The sequence below is a fragment of the Amycolatopsis sp. NPDC039088 genome (genome assembly GCF_055598845.1).
Window position 1 is genome coordinate 145064 of sequence record NZ_JBVKAE010000006.1, and the last position, 13448, is coordinate 158511.

The following is a 13448-nucleotide window of genomic DNA, read 5'->3' on the forward strand; positions in this document are numbered from 1 at the left end:
GCGTGGCGGGTGGCGGGTGCCACCTCGGTGCTGGTGATCACCTGGGTGACCCGGCTGGCCGGACTGCTGGCCCTGGTCTCGGTGCTGGTCCCGGCCGGGCGGCGCACCCTGCGCGGACGTGTCGCCGAATGGCTGGAACTGCCGCACGAGGCCACGGTCGGCGCGGCGACGGTCGTACTGGTGACCGGCGTGCTGCTGGTGCTGCTCGCCGCCGGCCTCAAACGGCGGAAGCGAAGGGCATGGCAACTCGCGATCGCCGCCACCGTACTGCTGACGGTGTCGCACCTCGGGCTGCGCCATGTTCTGGGCGCCGGCCTCGTGTCGCTCGCGCTGCTGATCGCCCTGATCGCGACGCGGCGCCACTTCATCGCGCTCCCTGACCCGGTGACCGGCCGATGGCGCGCGATCCGGGTCTTCCTGCAACTGGTGCTGGCCGGAATCGCGATCAACTTCACCCTGCTGTCGGTCGCCCGCGCGCTGGATCCCCTGGGATGGGGCGACCGCCTGCTGCAATCGGTACTGGCCCTGGTCGGCGTAAGCGGTCCGGCGGTCTTCCGGGCGCTGTGGCTGGAGGACCTGTCGGCGGCCGTCGGCGTGCTGTTCGGCATCGGCGCGGTCCTGCTGCCGGCGTACTTCCTGCTGCGCTCGGCCGAGCCCGCGCCGGAACTGACCGACGACGAGGTCGAGCGGCTCAGGGCGCTGCTGGACGAGCGAGACTCGCTGGGGTACTTCGCCTTGCGCCGGGACAAGTTCGTGGTCTTCTCGAAGTCGGGGAAGGCCGCGGTCACCTACCGGGTGATCGCCGGTGTCGCGCTGTGCTCGGCGGACCCCCTCGGTGACCCGGAAGCGTGGCCAGGCGCCATCGAGGAGTACTTGGACGTCTGCCGGCGGTACGCCTGGACCCCGGCGACCATGGGCTGTTCGGAACTGGGCGCCACCGTCTGGGCACGCTTCGGACTGGAGGTACTGGAGATCGGCGACGAAGCAGTCGTCGACACGGCGACCTTCACCCTCGACGGCCGCGTCATGCGCGGCGTCCGCCAAGCCGTCTCACGCACGAAACGGGCCGGCTACACCGTCCAGATCCGCAAGGCCGAAGACCTGTCCGAAGGCGAACTCGACGAACTCCGCGCCCTCGCCACCACCTGGCGCGGCACCGACACCGAACGCGGCTTCTCCATGGCCCTCGGCCGGATGGGTGATCCAGGCTCGGTCCTGGTCACCGCCGAGCACGAGGGCGTCGTCCGAGGCGTTCTCCAGTTCGTCCCCTGGGGTGAGAAGGGCCTGTCCCTCGACGTCATGCGCCGCGACCGGACCGCGGACAACGGCGTCAACGAGCTGATGATCTCCGAACTGCTCCTGACGACCCCCGCACAGCACGTGTCCCTGAACTTCGCCGCCTTCCGCGCCGTCCTGGAACAGGGCCAACGCATCGGCGCCGGCCCCGTCGCACGCCTGTCCGCGAAGACATTGCGATTCTTCTCACGCTGGATCCAGATCGAGACCCTCTACCGCTTCAACGCGAAGTTCCAGCCCCGCTGGGTCCCGCGCTATCTGGCTTACCCCTCGGCGCGCGACCTACCCCGCGTCGGCGTCGCCGTCTTCGAAGCCGAAGGTCTCGGCGGCCGCCCATCACGCCTGCTCAGAGCGCTGCAGCGCACCTAAGGGGGGTCCCTTTCGCGGGGGTTCTCCGGGTGTGTAACCTATCTGGGCAGTGGTCGTTCGACCTGGGAGGCTTCGCCTAGTCTGGTCTATGGCGCCGCACTGCTAATGCGGTTGGGGGTAACCCCCCCTCCCGGGTTCAAATCCCGGAGCCTCCGCTGGCCCCTGTTCCGGCAGGTGCTAGATTGATAACTGAACAAGCGCCCGTAGCTCAGCTGGATAGAGCATCTGACTACGGATCAGAAGGTCAGGGGTTCGAATCCCTTCGGGCGCACGTCTGGTTGAGACAGCACTAAGGCCCTCCCGTTCGCGGGAGGGCCTTTTTGTCTGTCCGTTGTGGATTGCCGTGCTGGGCTGTCTACTGGTGTAGTGCTGCGAGCCTGGCCCGAAGGTGCTTCTTGAAGGCCACTCGGTCGCGCCCGTACGTCTTCGCGGCGTGACAGTTGGGACATAGGGCGATCATGGCTGTGGGGTGATCGGAACCACCGCGCGCGCGATCGTCAATGTGGTCAACTTCAAGGATCGCGGTGCCGTCGGGCTTGGTGTCTCCTGGCATGCCAGTGCACCGATCGTTTTCGCATTCATTGTTGGCGCGAACGCGTACTGCTTGACGGGACTTAACGCTGCGGCGGTAGTGGTTGCGGCTCCGCTTGGTGGGCGCCGATTCTTCCTCGCCATCCTTCGACGGATCACCGATGTCCTGCAGATAATCTTGATAGGTCTTCTGGCGGGCCTTCTTGCTGGCGTTCTGCGCAGGCGGCTCGGGTGGAGAAGTATCTGTGATCTCTTGATCATCGATCAGTGACTGCACGTCAGACGACCAAGTCCGCACATCGGGGCTTGGGACCGCCATCATCTGAAACGCGTACTCGAGGCGTAACTTCTTGTTGTTGTCCGGAGACCACACCTGCGCTCGGTTGAGGACAGCCACCCACGTGACGAACCTGAAGACGCCACCCAACGGGCGATACCAGTACCGCACTGCACGGCGCTTCCTGCGAGCCTCCTCAAGCATCTTGTTGCCTGGTGCGTCCAGTCGTTGACGGCCATACTGTCCCTCGCCGCGGTACTCGAACGGCTCCACCATGCTTGGCGGCTCGTCCGAGTAGGGCCCTTTTTCGTCTGAGAAGGCGTTGACGACAGTTTCGCGAGGAAACTTGATGATTCCTGCATACTTGATGCCGCCATATGCGTGGTAGATGGCAGTTCGGTCTGGGTACTCGTCTCCCACTTTGGGCGGTCGCAACTTGACAGTCGTGGTGATCGTGAAGCCCAGCTGCTCGAAGAGAAGCGCGATGTTGGCTGCAGTCTTGTCGAACTTGGCGGGAGGGAGCAGGCCACGGTCTGGATGTTGGACGCCATAGGCGGCGCTAGCGATCTTCTCCGGGTGGTAGTACTTGCCTTCGAATTCGAGGAGGTAACCCCCGAGGGAGCCAGCTCCAGGTGCAGTTGCTTCAAGGTCGACTGCATCGGGCCGCCGCAACACCTCGACCACGGCGTCGCTGCTCGTGAGCTCCTTTAGGGACACCTGACCTCCCGTTCGAACGTAGGTTCGAAGGTAGCGCATGGGCTTGCGACGGTGGAACTCTGGTGCCGCGAGCGCAACACCGTCGCCCGATTGGAGGCTCCTGTGGAGACCCACCCGGGAGTCGAACCCGGAGTCCAACGGCTTTGCAGGCCGCCGCACGACCGTCGTGAAGTGGGCCGAGTTGGGGTGATCGACCGGACTTGCGCCGGCTAATGCCCGGAGTCACAGTCCGGAACCTCGTCTCCTTCGGCTTCGTATCCGTTGGACCACGAGGGCCTTGCGGAGGATGCAGGATTCGAACCTGCGCGGCGCTCTCGCGCCGACCACCGTTTTCGGGACGGTTGCCTTACCGGGCTCGGCCAATCCTCCTTGTTGTGCTGCTCAGTCGGACGCCCGCGAGTCGAACGCGGTGACTCCTGAACCCAAATCAGGCGGGGTCGCCAATGCCCCTCGCATCCGTCGACCGGCGTATCCCCCTCGAACACGCCGACCAGTGCCCCTGCCAGGACTCGAACCTGGGACCTCCGCATTCGTAGTGCGGCGCTCTGTCCACCTGAGCTACAAGGGCGAGGCGGAGACGCATGCACGCCTCCACCGGCGCTCGGCCTGGCCGCCTCATTCGGCGACGGGGACGAACTTTTGGGAAATGTCTTTAGTTATCAAGGTTCGCCCTGGAATAGGCAACGTCGAGCACCGGCGGGAGGAGTCGAACCCCCTGGATACGGTTTTGGAGGCCGTTCCGCTTCCCAAGCTCGCCGATAAGGAAATGAATTCGGGCATACCAAAAAGAGAAGCCGCCCGGATCGGTTTCCCGATGGGCGGCTCCCTGGTATCACGCATGCTATGGCGTCATGATGGGGAGCCTTCGCAGGCCAGAAGCCACTGGCCAGGCCAGGATGACAGTCGTCGACCGGGGATCGACGGACAGGCAGCAGCGGACGCGATGGCCGGATGCCGGCGCTGCGCCTTTCGCTGATGCATGTTCGTCATGGCTGCTCCCGTGATTGGTCGAGTGCGCTAACTATGGCTGATGGAACGCTGGGGCGCAACGCCTTTCTGGGTGGCGTTGTCGGGAGCCGGCCTAGTCTTTTGGAGGTCCGTCGAAGGACACCTCGAAGAGGTGCTGCTCTGGCCGTTCGGCCGTCAGCCACAGGGGAAAGTGAGCTTCGTAGTTTGCGTTCGGGTCGACACCCTTCAGCCAGAACAGGGGGAGTTTTCGCTCCATGGCGTTGCGAAGGGCGACATTGTCCGAGTGCAGCGGGTCCTCGCCTCGATACTTGTAGCGGAGAATGCGGCCCTTTTCGTCAAGTTCGTCTTCGTAAGGGCGAGCTTCGGTGGGTCGCCTGAAGACTGTCTTGATGGACAGAGCGCTGGTGAGCTTTGCGGGCTTGTGAATTCCAGACTGTGGGTTGAGGACCGGTATTCGCGTACCTTCAAAGATGAAGTTGGTCAACTGAGCGAAGGGGATTGGCCCCTGGTTCTTCGTTGTCAAAGTCCTGAGCCAAGCGAAGACCGCGTTGCGGACGTCGCGTTCGAACTCGAGGGAAACCTCTAGCTTCTTGGTCTTTGACGCCCCGGGAAGCTTCGCGGTCTTGGTCGGTGTCTCGCGCTTCAAAGCAGCAGCGCGCAAGTGTGCCGGCGGAACGAGCCTGACTGCGTTGCTGAGCGTGCTGACCACACGGGGGTCGAAATACTCATAGAGCACCTCGGCTGCCGAGAAGGCGGCTCGAGGTTCGTCGAGGACGTCCACAACTTCATCGTGGAGGCTGCCTCGCGCTCCGGAGTCTCGTAGCCACTTCGCTGAACGGGGAAGGTCGTCGGCGAGAGGTGTGCCGTCTCGATCTGTCGGCGTCCACAGCGTCCGTTCAAGTTCCCAGAAGGGCTGCGCTGCCGGGACCTTGCTCGGGCTGAACCGATTGATCAACTGACCTATCGAAGCTTCGGCAGCTTCGAAGGTCGTGGTGGACGAACGCTCATCGACGTACCGCCCAAAGAGCCACAGCAGCAACAAAGGCTTATGCAGCGCAAGCTTGCTCCCCACCTTCGTGATCTGAAGTTGACGAAGCTGCTCGTGCAGGCCCTTCTCGTCCACAACCACCCCTCCGCGTGACGCAGACGACTCAGTGTAGTGGTGCGAAGCTTGCGTACGCGCAACTCTCGCCGCGAAGCGTGTCCACGATCGGGAGCGGCCCGCTCGCAGCGTTGTCACTGCGCGTGGCGTGACGAAGAGGTGGGCTGCTCACCGGTACCTTCGGTTCTCATGACTGAAGCGGCGGAATGGACGCCTGAGAGGCTGCTCCGAGATGGTCTGAACGAGGTCGACCTGAGCTCTCCCAGCGGGACGAAGTTCTCCCGTCTTGAGTACTACCTGGCTGGTGTTGCGCTCATCCGGGCGACTCGCGTTGCCGCAATTCAAATCGGTCGAGCGGCCGAGCTGGTTGGCCAGTTGAAGCGTTCCACGAGGGTAGAGAACGCTGAGCTCGTCGTGGTGGTTGTGCCTTCGGTCGACACCGACCGCACGGTCGGTCAACTCCGCAAGTACCTGCGCTCAAGCGATACCCCGGCGGCGCTTCTGCTCGGTCAAGGTGAAGCTGGCTGGGAAGTCAAGTGGGTCGGCATGCAGACCGGGGCCGAGGTCACGTCCGCGGATGAGGTGGCCAAGTTCTTCGGAATAACGCTGGAGCGGGTCATCGTCACTGATCGTACGGTCAGGACCCCTGCCCATCCGCTGGTCATCGACCAGCGGATTCGGCGGATGCTGCGGTTGTCGGTGCGGTCCAGCAAGTCGGTCATGCTGGTCGGGCCGCCCGGTACCGGCAAGACGCAGTTGGTCGGCGAGCTCATTGAGGACATTGGCCGAGACCCCGAGTCGTTCGGTATGGGGCTTATTCACGATCCGCTCATCGTGACGCCGGATGAGTCGTGGACGACTCGCGATCTAGTCGGCGGCGACACAGTTGACGACAAAGGGCGGCTGCGGTTCAGCCCCGGCCACGTGCTGGAGGCCATCGCCCAAGACCAATGGTTGGTTCTGGATGAGGCCAACCGGGCTGATCTGGACCGGATCTTTGGTGGCCTGCTCACCTGGCTCTCGGGCAAGGAAGTCATGGTTGGTCGGGTAAGCGCGGATCCGAAGTCCAGTCCGATCATTCTTACCTGGGGATCAGACCCGGAAAGTGTTGTGGTTGGCGAGGAACGCCTTCGAGCGGAAAATACTACAAATGAGCCGATCTACTACGTGGCGGGGACTGACTGGCGGCTCATCGGGACCTATAACGCGGTCGACGCGCAGCGAGTGTTCCGGTTTGGTCAGGCTCTTGGTCGGCGTTTCGGTCATGTTCCGGTGTCGGCGCCGGTGGGAGAAGAGTTCGCAACGGCGCTGAGGAACAGGACCACGGGGGCGGACGCGCCGATCCAGGAGCCGCAAGCAGGTCGACTCCGTGCCATTTTGGAGCGCATTTACGCTGCGCAGACGAGGATGCTTGACCCGATGGGGCCAGCTGCTCTTCTTGACGTTTCGGACTATGTTGCCGCGGGATTGCTGGCCGACCCCGACGCGAACCTCACGCAGTTGGTTGCCGAGGGATACCTGGCCTGTATGGGTTCTTGGTTGTCCGGCTATGACGGAACTACGTTAGAGCAGTTGGGAGCTGTGCTGGGTGCGGGTGACGTGCTGGGTGACCAGTGGGCTTGGCTGCTAGAGCACCTGAAGGCTCTTCGATGACGAAGCTGTCCTTTCCTGAGGATGGTCTTGCCGAGCTTTTCCGTAGCTGGTCTGGCAAAGGGCAGTTATACGCGGGTCTGGCGGCGGTACTGAGCGAGGACGAATTCGAGTGGACTGAGAAGGATGTCGTTCGCCGGGCGCACCTTATTCTCTTCGAGCAGTGTCGACCGCTGATTAAGCAACTGCCTAAGGCCATCAAAGACTGGTTGAGCGTCCTCCCTGTGGTCACCCAGGCCGAAATAGTGCGTAGCCGCTCTCCTCGCGGCGCCATTGACTGGCCGAATACTCGGAGACAGGGCTGGCCGCCGACCGAGTTCTCCGGGAGAGTCCGTCGGCGTAGCGTGGACGATGAGCTGCTGAGCAGCTTGCGGTGGACAGTTGAGCGTCTTCGGGAGGTGCACCGACATGCGAAGAAGATGCGGCCGGCCGTCGGTGACGAGGTGCAGACTCAATTAACTACCCTCAATGCGCTCGCCGCGCGACCAGAATTGCAAGCCGTAACCCCAGAATTGCCGGATTTGCTGACGGTGGAAGGGATTCGTCGTGCTGGACCGCTCTGGCGAGTGGTCGGCGGTCTGGCCGACAAACTCCGACAGGAAGACACCAGCGATCTCGCGAGACTTGCCGCTGAATTGTTGGCTCCTGATGAGGATCTCAGGTGGCGGCTCTTCCATCTTTGCGTGCTAGGAACAATGCTTGGCGCGCTGCGAGATCTCGACTGCACGCCGATTAGTCGCCGCCCATTGGCTGGACGGTCGCACGGTGCTGCGTTCCGGGTGGAAGTGCCCGGTAGTAGTCCATGGGATCTCTGGTTCGAAGCTGCGGAAGTGTGGAGCTCGTCCGGGAAGACAGAACCCTATATCGAGGCAACCCATGGCTTGGCGCAACCAGGTTCCGTCCGGGGAGCGGACTTGTTCTTGATAGATCACGCGAAACGGCGTGGTGTGGTTATCGAATGCAAGTACACCGACAAAGGAGAATACCTGCGCAGTGGCTATGATCAGGCGCTCGCTTATTTAGTCGAAGCAAGGACGTCGTTCATCGACGAAGGGGAGGCGTTCGTCGTCGCGCCAATCGAGGCGGTGCCAACAAAAGGTGTGGGCCGCACCTTTGTCGGGCCGCTCACCTACTGCGCGCCCGAGCACCTGAAGGGCGAGTTGACACGCGTCTTCACAAGTTGGCTGGCTAGCTAGCCGCCGAAGACGCTCCTCAGCGCTTCCCGGATCAACCCCGCCAGGTCCGCCTCCCCGTCCGTCTCAGCCCACCGCACAAGCGCCACATGCGCCGCCCCCAGGCACGCCATAGCCGTGGCCCGCACCGGGAACTCTTCGTCCGGCGAAGGGGAGGGCCCACAAAGAGCGGCCACGATCGCATCGGCCGTCGCGTACTGGCTGTCCAGATGCCGTGCCCGCAGCGCCGGCACCGAGATCATCAGCCGTAGCCGCGCCAGCAGGAACGCCTTCTCCTGCGAAGAACCCAAAGCGGCGGTCGACTCCAAACCGCGTCCGATCCTCGCGGCCAGAGACGAAGAAGCAGGCTGTCCAAGCACGGCAGAAGCCGTCACGGGGTCGTACTCGTCGTAGAGGACCAGGTCCTCCTTCGTCGGGAAGTGCCGATAGACCGTCATCGCCGACACCCCGGCAGCCGCGGCGACGTCGGCGACGGTGGTCTCGTCGTAGCCGATCTCCGTGAAGAGGCGGATGGCGTGGGTCTGCAGAAGAAGCCGGGTTTCGGCGCGCTGGCGGTCGCGGAGGTTCACGTGGTAGACACTATCAAAGTGTTAGTCACTAACATCTGGGGTGCGTATGAAGACTGCATTGGTGACGGGAGCCTCGCGGGGGATCGGGGCGGCGATCGCGCGAAGGCTCGAGAAGGACGGCATACGGACGATCAAACTGTCGAGCGAGCAGGCCGACTTGTCGACCATGGAAGGTGTCGACAAAGCCTTGGAGGACATTGAGACCCTCGACATCCTGGTCAACAACGCGGCGACCACACCCAAAGGGCCGATCGAGACGGACACCCCCGAGCAGTTCGACCACCTCTTCGCGGTCAACGTGCGGGCGCCGTACTTCCTCATCCAGCGAGCGCCGATGAACGACGGCGGCCGCATCATCAACATCTCCTCGGTCGCCACCCGCATGGCCAACCCGGCGCAGACCTCGTTCGCGATGACCAAGGGCGCGCTCGAGACCATGACCCGCACGCTCGCCCAGCAGCTCGGCCCGCGCGGGATCACGGTCAACGCCGTCGCACCGGGCGCCACCAAGACCGCGGACAACGAAGCGATCTTCACGCCGGAGCTGGAGGACGCGATATCGAGCCTTACCGCGCACCAAAGGCTCGGCGTCGCACAAGACATAGCGGACGTCGTCGCGTTCCTCGCGTCCGACGACGCCCGCTGGGTGACAGGGCAGGTCCTCGACGCGAGCGGCGGGTTGTTTCTCGGTCCGCCGGCGCAAGGGGTTCAATAGGCCGGTGACGTGGTTCAGCGAGGACGAACTCCGCAGGCAGGCCGGTGACGTCTCGTTCGCGCGCGGGGCCAAGTACCTGGAGTCGGTGGAGACGCTGGACGACGTCGCGGGCGGGGTCACGGCGGTGGTCAGCGGCACCGACCGGTACACGGTCCGGTTGCGCAACGTCGACGGCGAGCTGGTTGGCGAGTGCTCTTGCCCGCACGCGGCGGACGGCTTCTTCTGCAAGCACTGCGTGGCCGTCGGCCTGCTCGTCCTCGAAGGCGCGGCGGACGGCGGCGCGGCCGACATCCGCGGGTACGTCGAAACCCTCAGCCGCGCCGAGTTGGTCGAACTGCTCGTCGGGCACGCGAACGAGGATCCCGTCCTGTTCCGCAAGCTGTCGCTGAAGGCGGGCCGCGACGACCTCGACGCGTTGCGGCGTCATGTCGAGGGGACGTTGCGGCTGCGGGGTTTCGTCGGGTTCCAGGGCACGCTCGCGTACGCAGAGAAGGTCCGAGAGGTGCTCGCCACCGCCGAGGAGGTCATGGACGGCCCGCTGTTGTGCCGCGTCGTCGAGTTGGTCGTGGAGGCGCTGGACTTCGTCGACGACTCCTTCGGGACGCTCAGCGACGAGGTGAGAAAGGCGCTCGCGTTGTACGCCGAGGCCTGCGCGGACTCGCCGCCGGAGCCCAAGGAACTGGCGGAATGGTTGCTCCGTCTCGATCTTGACGGGTCGGGCCGCGTCGACGTGAGTATCGCGGACTTCACCGCCGGGCTCGGTTTCGAAGGCCTCGCGGTGTTCCGCGCCGGCGTCGAGGACCGGTGGCGGCTCGACGACGGCGAGGACCCGTACCGCAGCCGCAAACTCCAGCGGCTGCGCGAAGGCTTCGCGGCGATGCGGAACTGGCGGGCCTAGTACTGCTGACGGTGCCGGGCGCCGGAGTTGCGGTACAGCTCCTCCAGATCCCGTCGCCCGGCCTCGTCACCGGTGTCGGCGGCCGCCCGGAACCAGTGCTCCGCCTCCTGGAAGTTCCCGTGGTCGGCGGCGAGCCTGCCGAGGTTGGTGTACGCGGGGACGCTGCCGAGTTCGGCGGCCTTCCGGTACCAGGCGGTGGCTTCGCCGGGGTCGTTCCGGTCGTTGGCGAGCACGCCGAGGTTCGTCATCGCGGCGGCGTCGCCCCGTTTCGCGGCCTTCAGGTACCAATGCTCGGCGGCGTCGAGTTCACCCCGCCGGTGCAGCACCAGGCCGAGGCGGACGGCGGCATCGGGAGCACCGGCCGCCGCGGCCGCGCGGTAGCAGCTTTCGGCGCGCGTGAGGTCGTCCCGTTGCTGGGCCTGGTGGCCGAGTTTGCACAGCGCGGCCGCGTCGGCCTCTTCACCCGCTTTGCGCCACCACGGTTCCGCTTCCCTGGTCCGTCCGGTGTCGCACAACAACGCGCCGAGCGTGATCATCCCTTCGACGTTGCCCGCCTCCGCGGCCTGTCCCGCCCAGTGCTCGGCCTCCTGGAGTTCGCCTCGCCGGTGCAGCAACCGGCTGAGTTCCGCCATCGCCTCGACCCTGCCTTCACCCGCTGCCCGGCGCCACCACTCCTCGGCGTCGTCCAGATCCCCCCGTCCCGCACAGAGATTTCCCAGCTGCGCCATGGCATGCGAATCACCGGCCGTCGCCGCTTCCCGGTACCAGCGTTCGGCCTGTTCGGGCGCGCCGCGTTCGCGCAGGAGGTGCGCCAGGTTGCCCATCGCGACCCGATCCCCGCCGGCGGCGGCCTTGCGGAACCACGCCTCGGCCTCGTCGAGGTCACCGCGTTCCAGCGCGGTGGATCCCATCCGTGCCATGGCGATCACGTGCCCGCGCTCCGCGGCCTTCCGGTTCAGATAGTCGTCGACCCGGGTGTTCCATTTGCGTTTTTCGGCGCCCACAAACCCGCTCCTTCCGGCAGCGTCCTTGGGGTAGTCGCAGATCAGGGTCGCGATGTGACAACAACTACCTGCTGTCATCGTCGTGTCGCACCCGGTTTCCGCACGCGGTACGGCGATACTTGGCCACTCCCCAACCCCGTCGAGAGGAATCGTGCGGTGGCCACGCGTACCCGGCAGATGACCACGGCGCAGCGACTGCTCCTGCTGATCACGCTCTTCGCCGTGGTGCTCGCGGTGTTCTGGTTCGTGTCCGGCAAGGGCGCCGCGCTGCAGCCGACGCCTTCGAACCCGGCCAGCGCCGCCGACGCGCGCAAGCAGCTGGACGAGCTCACCGTCGCGCCGCGCGGTTCGATGGACGGCTACGACCGCAAGAAGTACCCGCACTGGGACAACCAGGGGAACAACTGCAACACGCGCGAGACCGTCCTCAAGCGGGACGGCAAGGACGTCAAGGCCGGTTCCGACTGCGCCCCGACCTCCGGCAGCTGGACCAGCATCTACGACGGCGAGACCTGGACCAAGCCGGACGACGTCGACATCGACCACATGGTCCCGCTCGCCCAAAGCTGGGTCAGTGGCGCGAAGTCGTGGACCGACGAGAAGCGGCGGCAGTTCGCGAACGACCTCACCCGGCCGCAGCTGTTCGCGGTCACCGACAACGTCAACCAGGAGAAGAGCGACAAGGCGCCGGACCAGTGGAAGCCGCCGCTCGTGTCCTTCTGGTGCACCTACGCCACGGACTGGATCACCGTGAAGCATTACTACGGCCTCACGATCACGACGGCGGAGAAGAGCGCGCTGAGCGACATGCTCGGTCGTTGCTGATCCCCCCGTCTTCGGCTTAGCTGGGCCGATGGGGACTTTCGTACTGATCCACGGCGGTGGCGGCAGCGCCTGGGACTTCCACCTCCTGGAAGCGGAACTGACCGGCCGAGGGCACGACGTCGTCGCGGTGAACCTGCCGATCGAAGACGAGAAGGCGGGCTTCGCCGAGCATGTCGACGCCGTCACGAAGGCGATCGGCGGCCGCGGAGACCTGGTGGTGCTCGGCCATTCCTACGGCGGTTTCACCGCGCCGCTGGTCGCGGAGAAGCACTCGGCACGGCTGCTCGTCCTGCTGACGCCGATGATCCCGAAGCCGGGCGAGACGCCGGGGGACTGGTGGGGCAACACCGGTTTCCAGGACGCGAAGGACCTCAGCGACGAGGAAAAGTTCTTCAATGGCGTCCCGGCGGACCTCGTCGCGGAGGCAGGCTCGCACGGCAGGAACCAGGTCAGCGCCGAGTGGGGACAGCCCTGGCCGCTGGAAAAATGGCCGGACGTCCCGACGAAGGTCCTCATCGCGCGCGAAGACCGGTTCTTCACGCCTGAGTTCCAGCGCCGGGTCGTCCAGGAAAGGCTCGGTTTCGCGCCCGACGAGATCGAGGGCTCGCATTCCGTGCCGTTGAGCCATCCGAAGGCCTTGGCGGACCGTCTGGAGTCTTACCTCACCAACGTTCCAGGTGCATGACGTCTTCGAGCGGCTGGCGCGGGGCGGGCTTGAAGGTGTCGCCGGTGTAGAACGCCGTCGGGATGAGCGCGGCCTGGTGCACGTTCTCCGGTAGGCCGAGGATCTCCGCGGCCTCCTTCTCGTACGCGAGGTGCAGCGTCGTCCACGCCGTGCCGAGGGTGACGGCGCGCGCCGCGAGCATGTAGCTCCACACCGCGGGCAGCAGGTTCCCCCACAGCCCGGCCTGGTTGCCGGCCGGCAGCTCGGTGCTCTTGGTCTCCAGGCACGGGATGACGTGCACCGGCACCTCGCCCATCTTGTCGGCCAGGTACTCGACGCTGGAGCCGACGCGCTTCTGGACCTTCGAGCGCTCCGGGTCGTCCGCGAACAGTTTCCCGGCCGCGTTCGGGGAATCCAGGTACTCGCGGCACGCCCGCTGGTAGAGCTTGCCGAGTTCCGCCCGTTGCCCCGGATCGGTGATCACGAGCCAGTGCCAGCGCTGGGTGTTCGACCCGCTCGGCGCCTGCAGCGCGACCTGCAGGGCGTGTTTCACCAGTTCAAGCGGAACCGGCCGGGTGAGGTCGAGTCGTTTGCGGACGGTCCGGGTGGTCGTCAGCAGCTCTTCGGGCGTCATCATCCCGCGATTATGTCGCCGAAGGACGCGCTCTG

Annotated in this window: 12 protein-coding genes and 5 tRNA genes; 9 read left to right on the plus strand and 8 right to left on the minus strand. The window is 65.1% G+C overall.

The features are described from left to right. Positions 1 to 9 precede the first annotated feature (9 nt). The 3 genes from ACZ7KI_RS09985 (at position 10) to ACZ7KI_RS09995 (ending at position 1936) form a co-directional block, all read left to right on the plus strand. Positions 10 to 1665: a phosphatidylglycerol lysyltransferase domain-containing protein gene (locus tag ACZ7KI_RS09985; RefSeq protein WP_470272914.1), complete on the plus strand. Its 1656-nt coding sequence runs from the start codon at positions 10 to 12 to the stop codon at positions 1663 to 1665. Positions 1666 to 1730: 65 nt separating this feature from the next. Beyond that, positions 1731 to 1820, plus strand: a tRNA-Ser gene (locus ACZ7KI_RS09990). A gap of 42 nt (positions 1821 to 1862) precedes the next feature. After that, positions 1863 to 1936 (plus strand) — tRNA-Arg (locus tag ACZ7KI_RS09995). 84 nt (positions 1937 to 2020) lie between these two features. Here the strand turns inward: ACZ7KI_RS09995 and ACZ7KI_RS10000 are convergent. The 5 genes from ACZ7KI_RS10000 to ACZ7KI_RS10020 form a co-directional block, all read right to left on the minus strand. After that, the gene (locus ACZ7KI_RS10000) at positions 2021 to 3157 is read right to left on the minus strand and encodes an HNH endonuclease (protein ID WP_470272778.1); all 1137 of its coding nucleotides are present in this window, start codon (positions 3155 to 3157) and stop codon (positions 2021 to 2023) included. Positions 3158 to 3293: 136 nt separating this feature from the next. Then, positions 3294 to 3368: transfer RNA gene (locus ACZ7KI_RS10005), tRNA-Cys, on the minus strand. 102 nt (positions 3369 to 3470) lie between these two features. Further along, positions 3471 to 3559, minus strand: a tRNA-Ser gene (locus ACZ7KI_RS10010). A 125-nt stretch (positions 3560 to 3684) separates the two neighbouring features. Then, positions 3685 to 3758, minus strand: a tRNA-Arg gene (locus ACZ7KI_RS10015). Positions 3759 to 4271: 513 nt separating this feature from the next. Beyond that, the gene (locus ACZ7KI_RS10020) at positions 4272 to 5282 is read right to left on the minus strand and encodes a phosphorothioated DNA-binding restriction endonuclease family protein (RefSeq protein ID WP_470272779.1); all 1011 of its coding nucleotides are present in this window, start codon (positions 5280 to 5282) and stop codon (positions 4272 to 4274) included. Between the two features lie 168 nt (positions 5283 to 5450). Between ACZ7KI_RS10020 and ACZ7KI_RS10025 the strand changes: the two genes are divergently transcribed. Together ACZ7KI_RS10025 and ACZ7KI_RS10030 are read left to right on the plus strand one after the other, a co-directional pair. Next, positions 5451 to 6914 carry an AAA family ATPase gene (locus ACZ7KI_RS10025; protein ID WP_470272780.1) on the plus strand — a complete coding sequence of 488 codons (1464 nt, stop codon included), beginning with the start codon at positions 5451 to 5453 and terminating at the stop codon, positions 6912 to 6914. Beyond that, positions 6911 to 8107, plus strand: a complete 1197-nt coding sequence (locus tag ACZ7KI_RS10030; RefSeq protein ID WP_470272781.1) for a hypothetical protein — start codon at positions 6911 to 6913, stop codon at positions 8105 to 8107. Before ACZ7KI_RS10025 ends, ACZ7KI_RS10030 begins: the two co-directional genes overlap by 4 nt. Here the strand turns inward: ACZ7KI_RS10030 and ACZ7KI_RS10035 are convergent. Next, entirely contained in the window at positions 8104 to 8673 is a 570-nt protein-coding gene (locus tag ACZ7KI_RS10035) for a TetR/AcrR family transcriptional regulator (RefSeq protein ID WP_470272782.1), read from the minus strand. The genes ACZ7KI_RS10030 and ACZ7KI_RS10035 overlap by 4 nt on opposite strands. A 46-nt stretch (positions 8674 to 8719) precedes the next feature. On the opposite strand from ACZ7KI_RS10035, the gene ACZ7KI_RS10040 reads away from it, so the two are divergent. Both ACZ7KI_RS10040 and ACZ7KI_RS10045 read left to right on the plus strand, forming a co-directional pair. After that, positions 8720 to 9388, plus strand: coding sequence for an SDR family oxidoreductase (locus tag ACZ7KI_RS10040; RefSeq protein WP_470272783.1), 669 nt, complete (start codon positions 8720 to 8722; stop codon positions 9386 to 9388). Positions 9389 to 9392: 4 nt separating this feature from the next. Beyond that, positions 9393 to 10286, plus strand: coding sequence for an SWIM zinc finger family protein (locus ACZ7KI_RS10045; RefSeq protein WP_470272784.1), 894 nt, complete (start codon positions 9393 to 9395; stop codon positions 10284 to 10286). Here the strand turns inward: ACZ7KI_RS10045 and ACZ7KI_RS10050 are convergent. After that, a complete protein-coding gene (locus ACZ7KI_RS10050; protein WP_470272785.1) occupies positions 10283 to 11290 on the minus strand; it encodes a tetratricopeptide repeat protein in 1008 nt (335 codons plus the stop codon). The two genes, ACZ7KI_RS10045 and ACZ7KI_RS10050, sit on opposite strands and share 4 nt — an antisense overlap. Before the next feature lie 177 nt (positions 11291 to 11467). Between ACZ7KI_RS10050 and ACZ7KI_RS10055 the strand changes: the two genes are divergently transcribed. Beyond that, positions 11468 to 12115 carry an HNH endonuclease family protein gene (locus tag ACZ7KI_RS10055; RefSeq protein WP_470272915.1) on the plus strand — a complete coding sequence of 216 codons (648 nt, stop codon included), beginning with the start codon at positions 11468 to 11470 and terminating at the stop codon, positions 12113 to 12115. A gap of 28 nt (positions 12116 to 12143) precedes the next feature. Further along, positions 12144 to 12800 (plus strand): alpha/beta fold hydrolase, encoded by a 657-nt coding sequence (locus tag ACZ7KI_RS10060; protein ID WP_470272786.1) that lies wholly within the window; start codon positions 12144 to 12146, stop codon positions 12798 to 12800. On the opposite strand, the gene ACZ7KI_RS10065 is transcribed toward ACZ7KI_RS10060, so the two are convergent. Beyond that, positions 12778 to 13413, minus strand: a complete 636-nt coding sequence (locus tag ACZ7KI_RS10065) for a nitroreductase family protein (RefSeq protein WP_470272916.1) — start codon at positions 13411 to 13413, stop codon at positions 12778 to 12780. The genes ACZ7KI_RS10060 and ACZ7KI_RS10065 overlap by 23 nt on opposite strands. Positions 13414 to 13448: the final 35 nt, after the last annotated feature.

Coding starts and splice junctions, on each gene's coding strand:
- ACZ7KI_RS10030 (WP_470272781.1), top strand. CDS start 6,911: ATGACGAAGCTGTCCTTTCCTGAGGATGGTCTTGCCGAGCTTTTCCGT.
- ACZ7KI_RS10040 (WP_470272783.1), top strand. CDS start 8,720: ATGAAGACTGCATTGGTGACGGGAGCCTCGCGGGGGATCGGGGCGGCG.
- ACZ7KI_RS10025 (WP_470272780.1), top strand. CDS start 5,451: ATGACTGAAGCGGCGGAATGGACGCCTGAGAGGCTGCTCCGAGATGGT.
- ACZ7KI_RS10060 (WP_470272786.1), top strand. CDS start 12,144: ATGGGGACTTTCGTACTGATCCACGGCGGTGGCGGCAGCGCCTGGGAC.
- ACZ7KI_RS10055 (WP_470272915.1), top strand. CDS start 11,468: ATGACCACGGCGCAGCGACTGCTCCTGCTGATCACGCTCTTCGCCGTG.
- ACZ7KI_RS10065 (WP_470272916.1), bottom strand. CDS start 13,413: ATGACGCCCGAAGAGCTGCTGACGACCACCCGGACCGTCCGCAAACGA.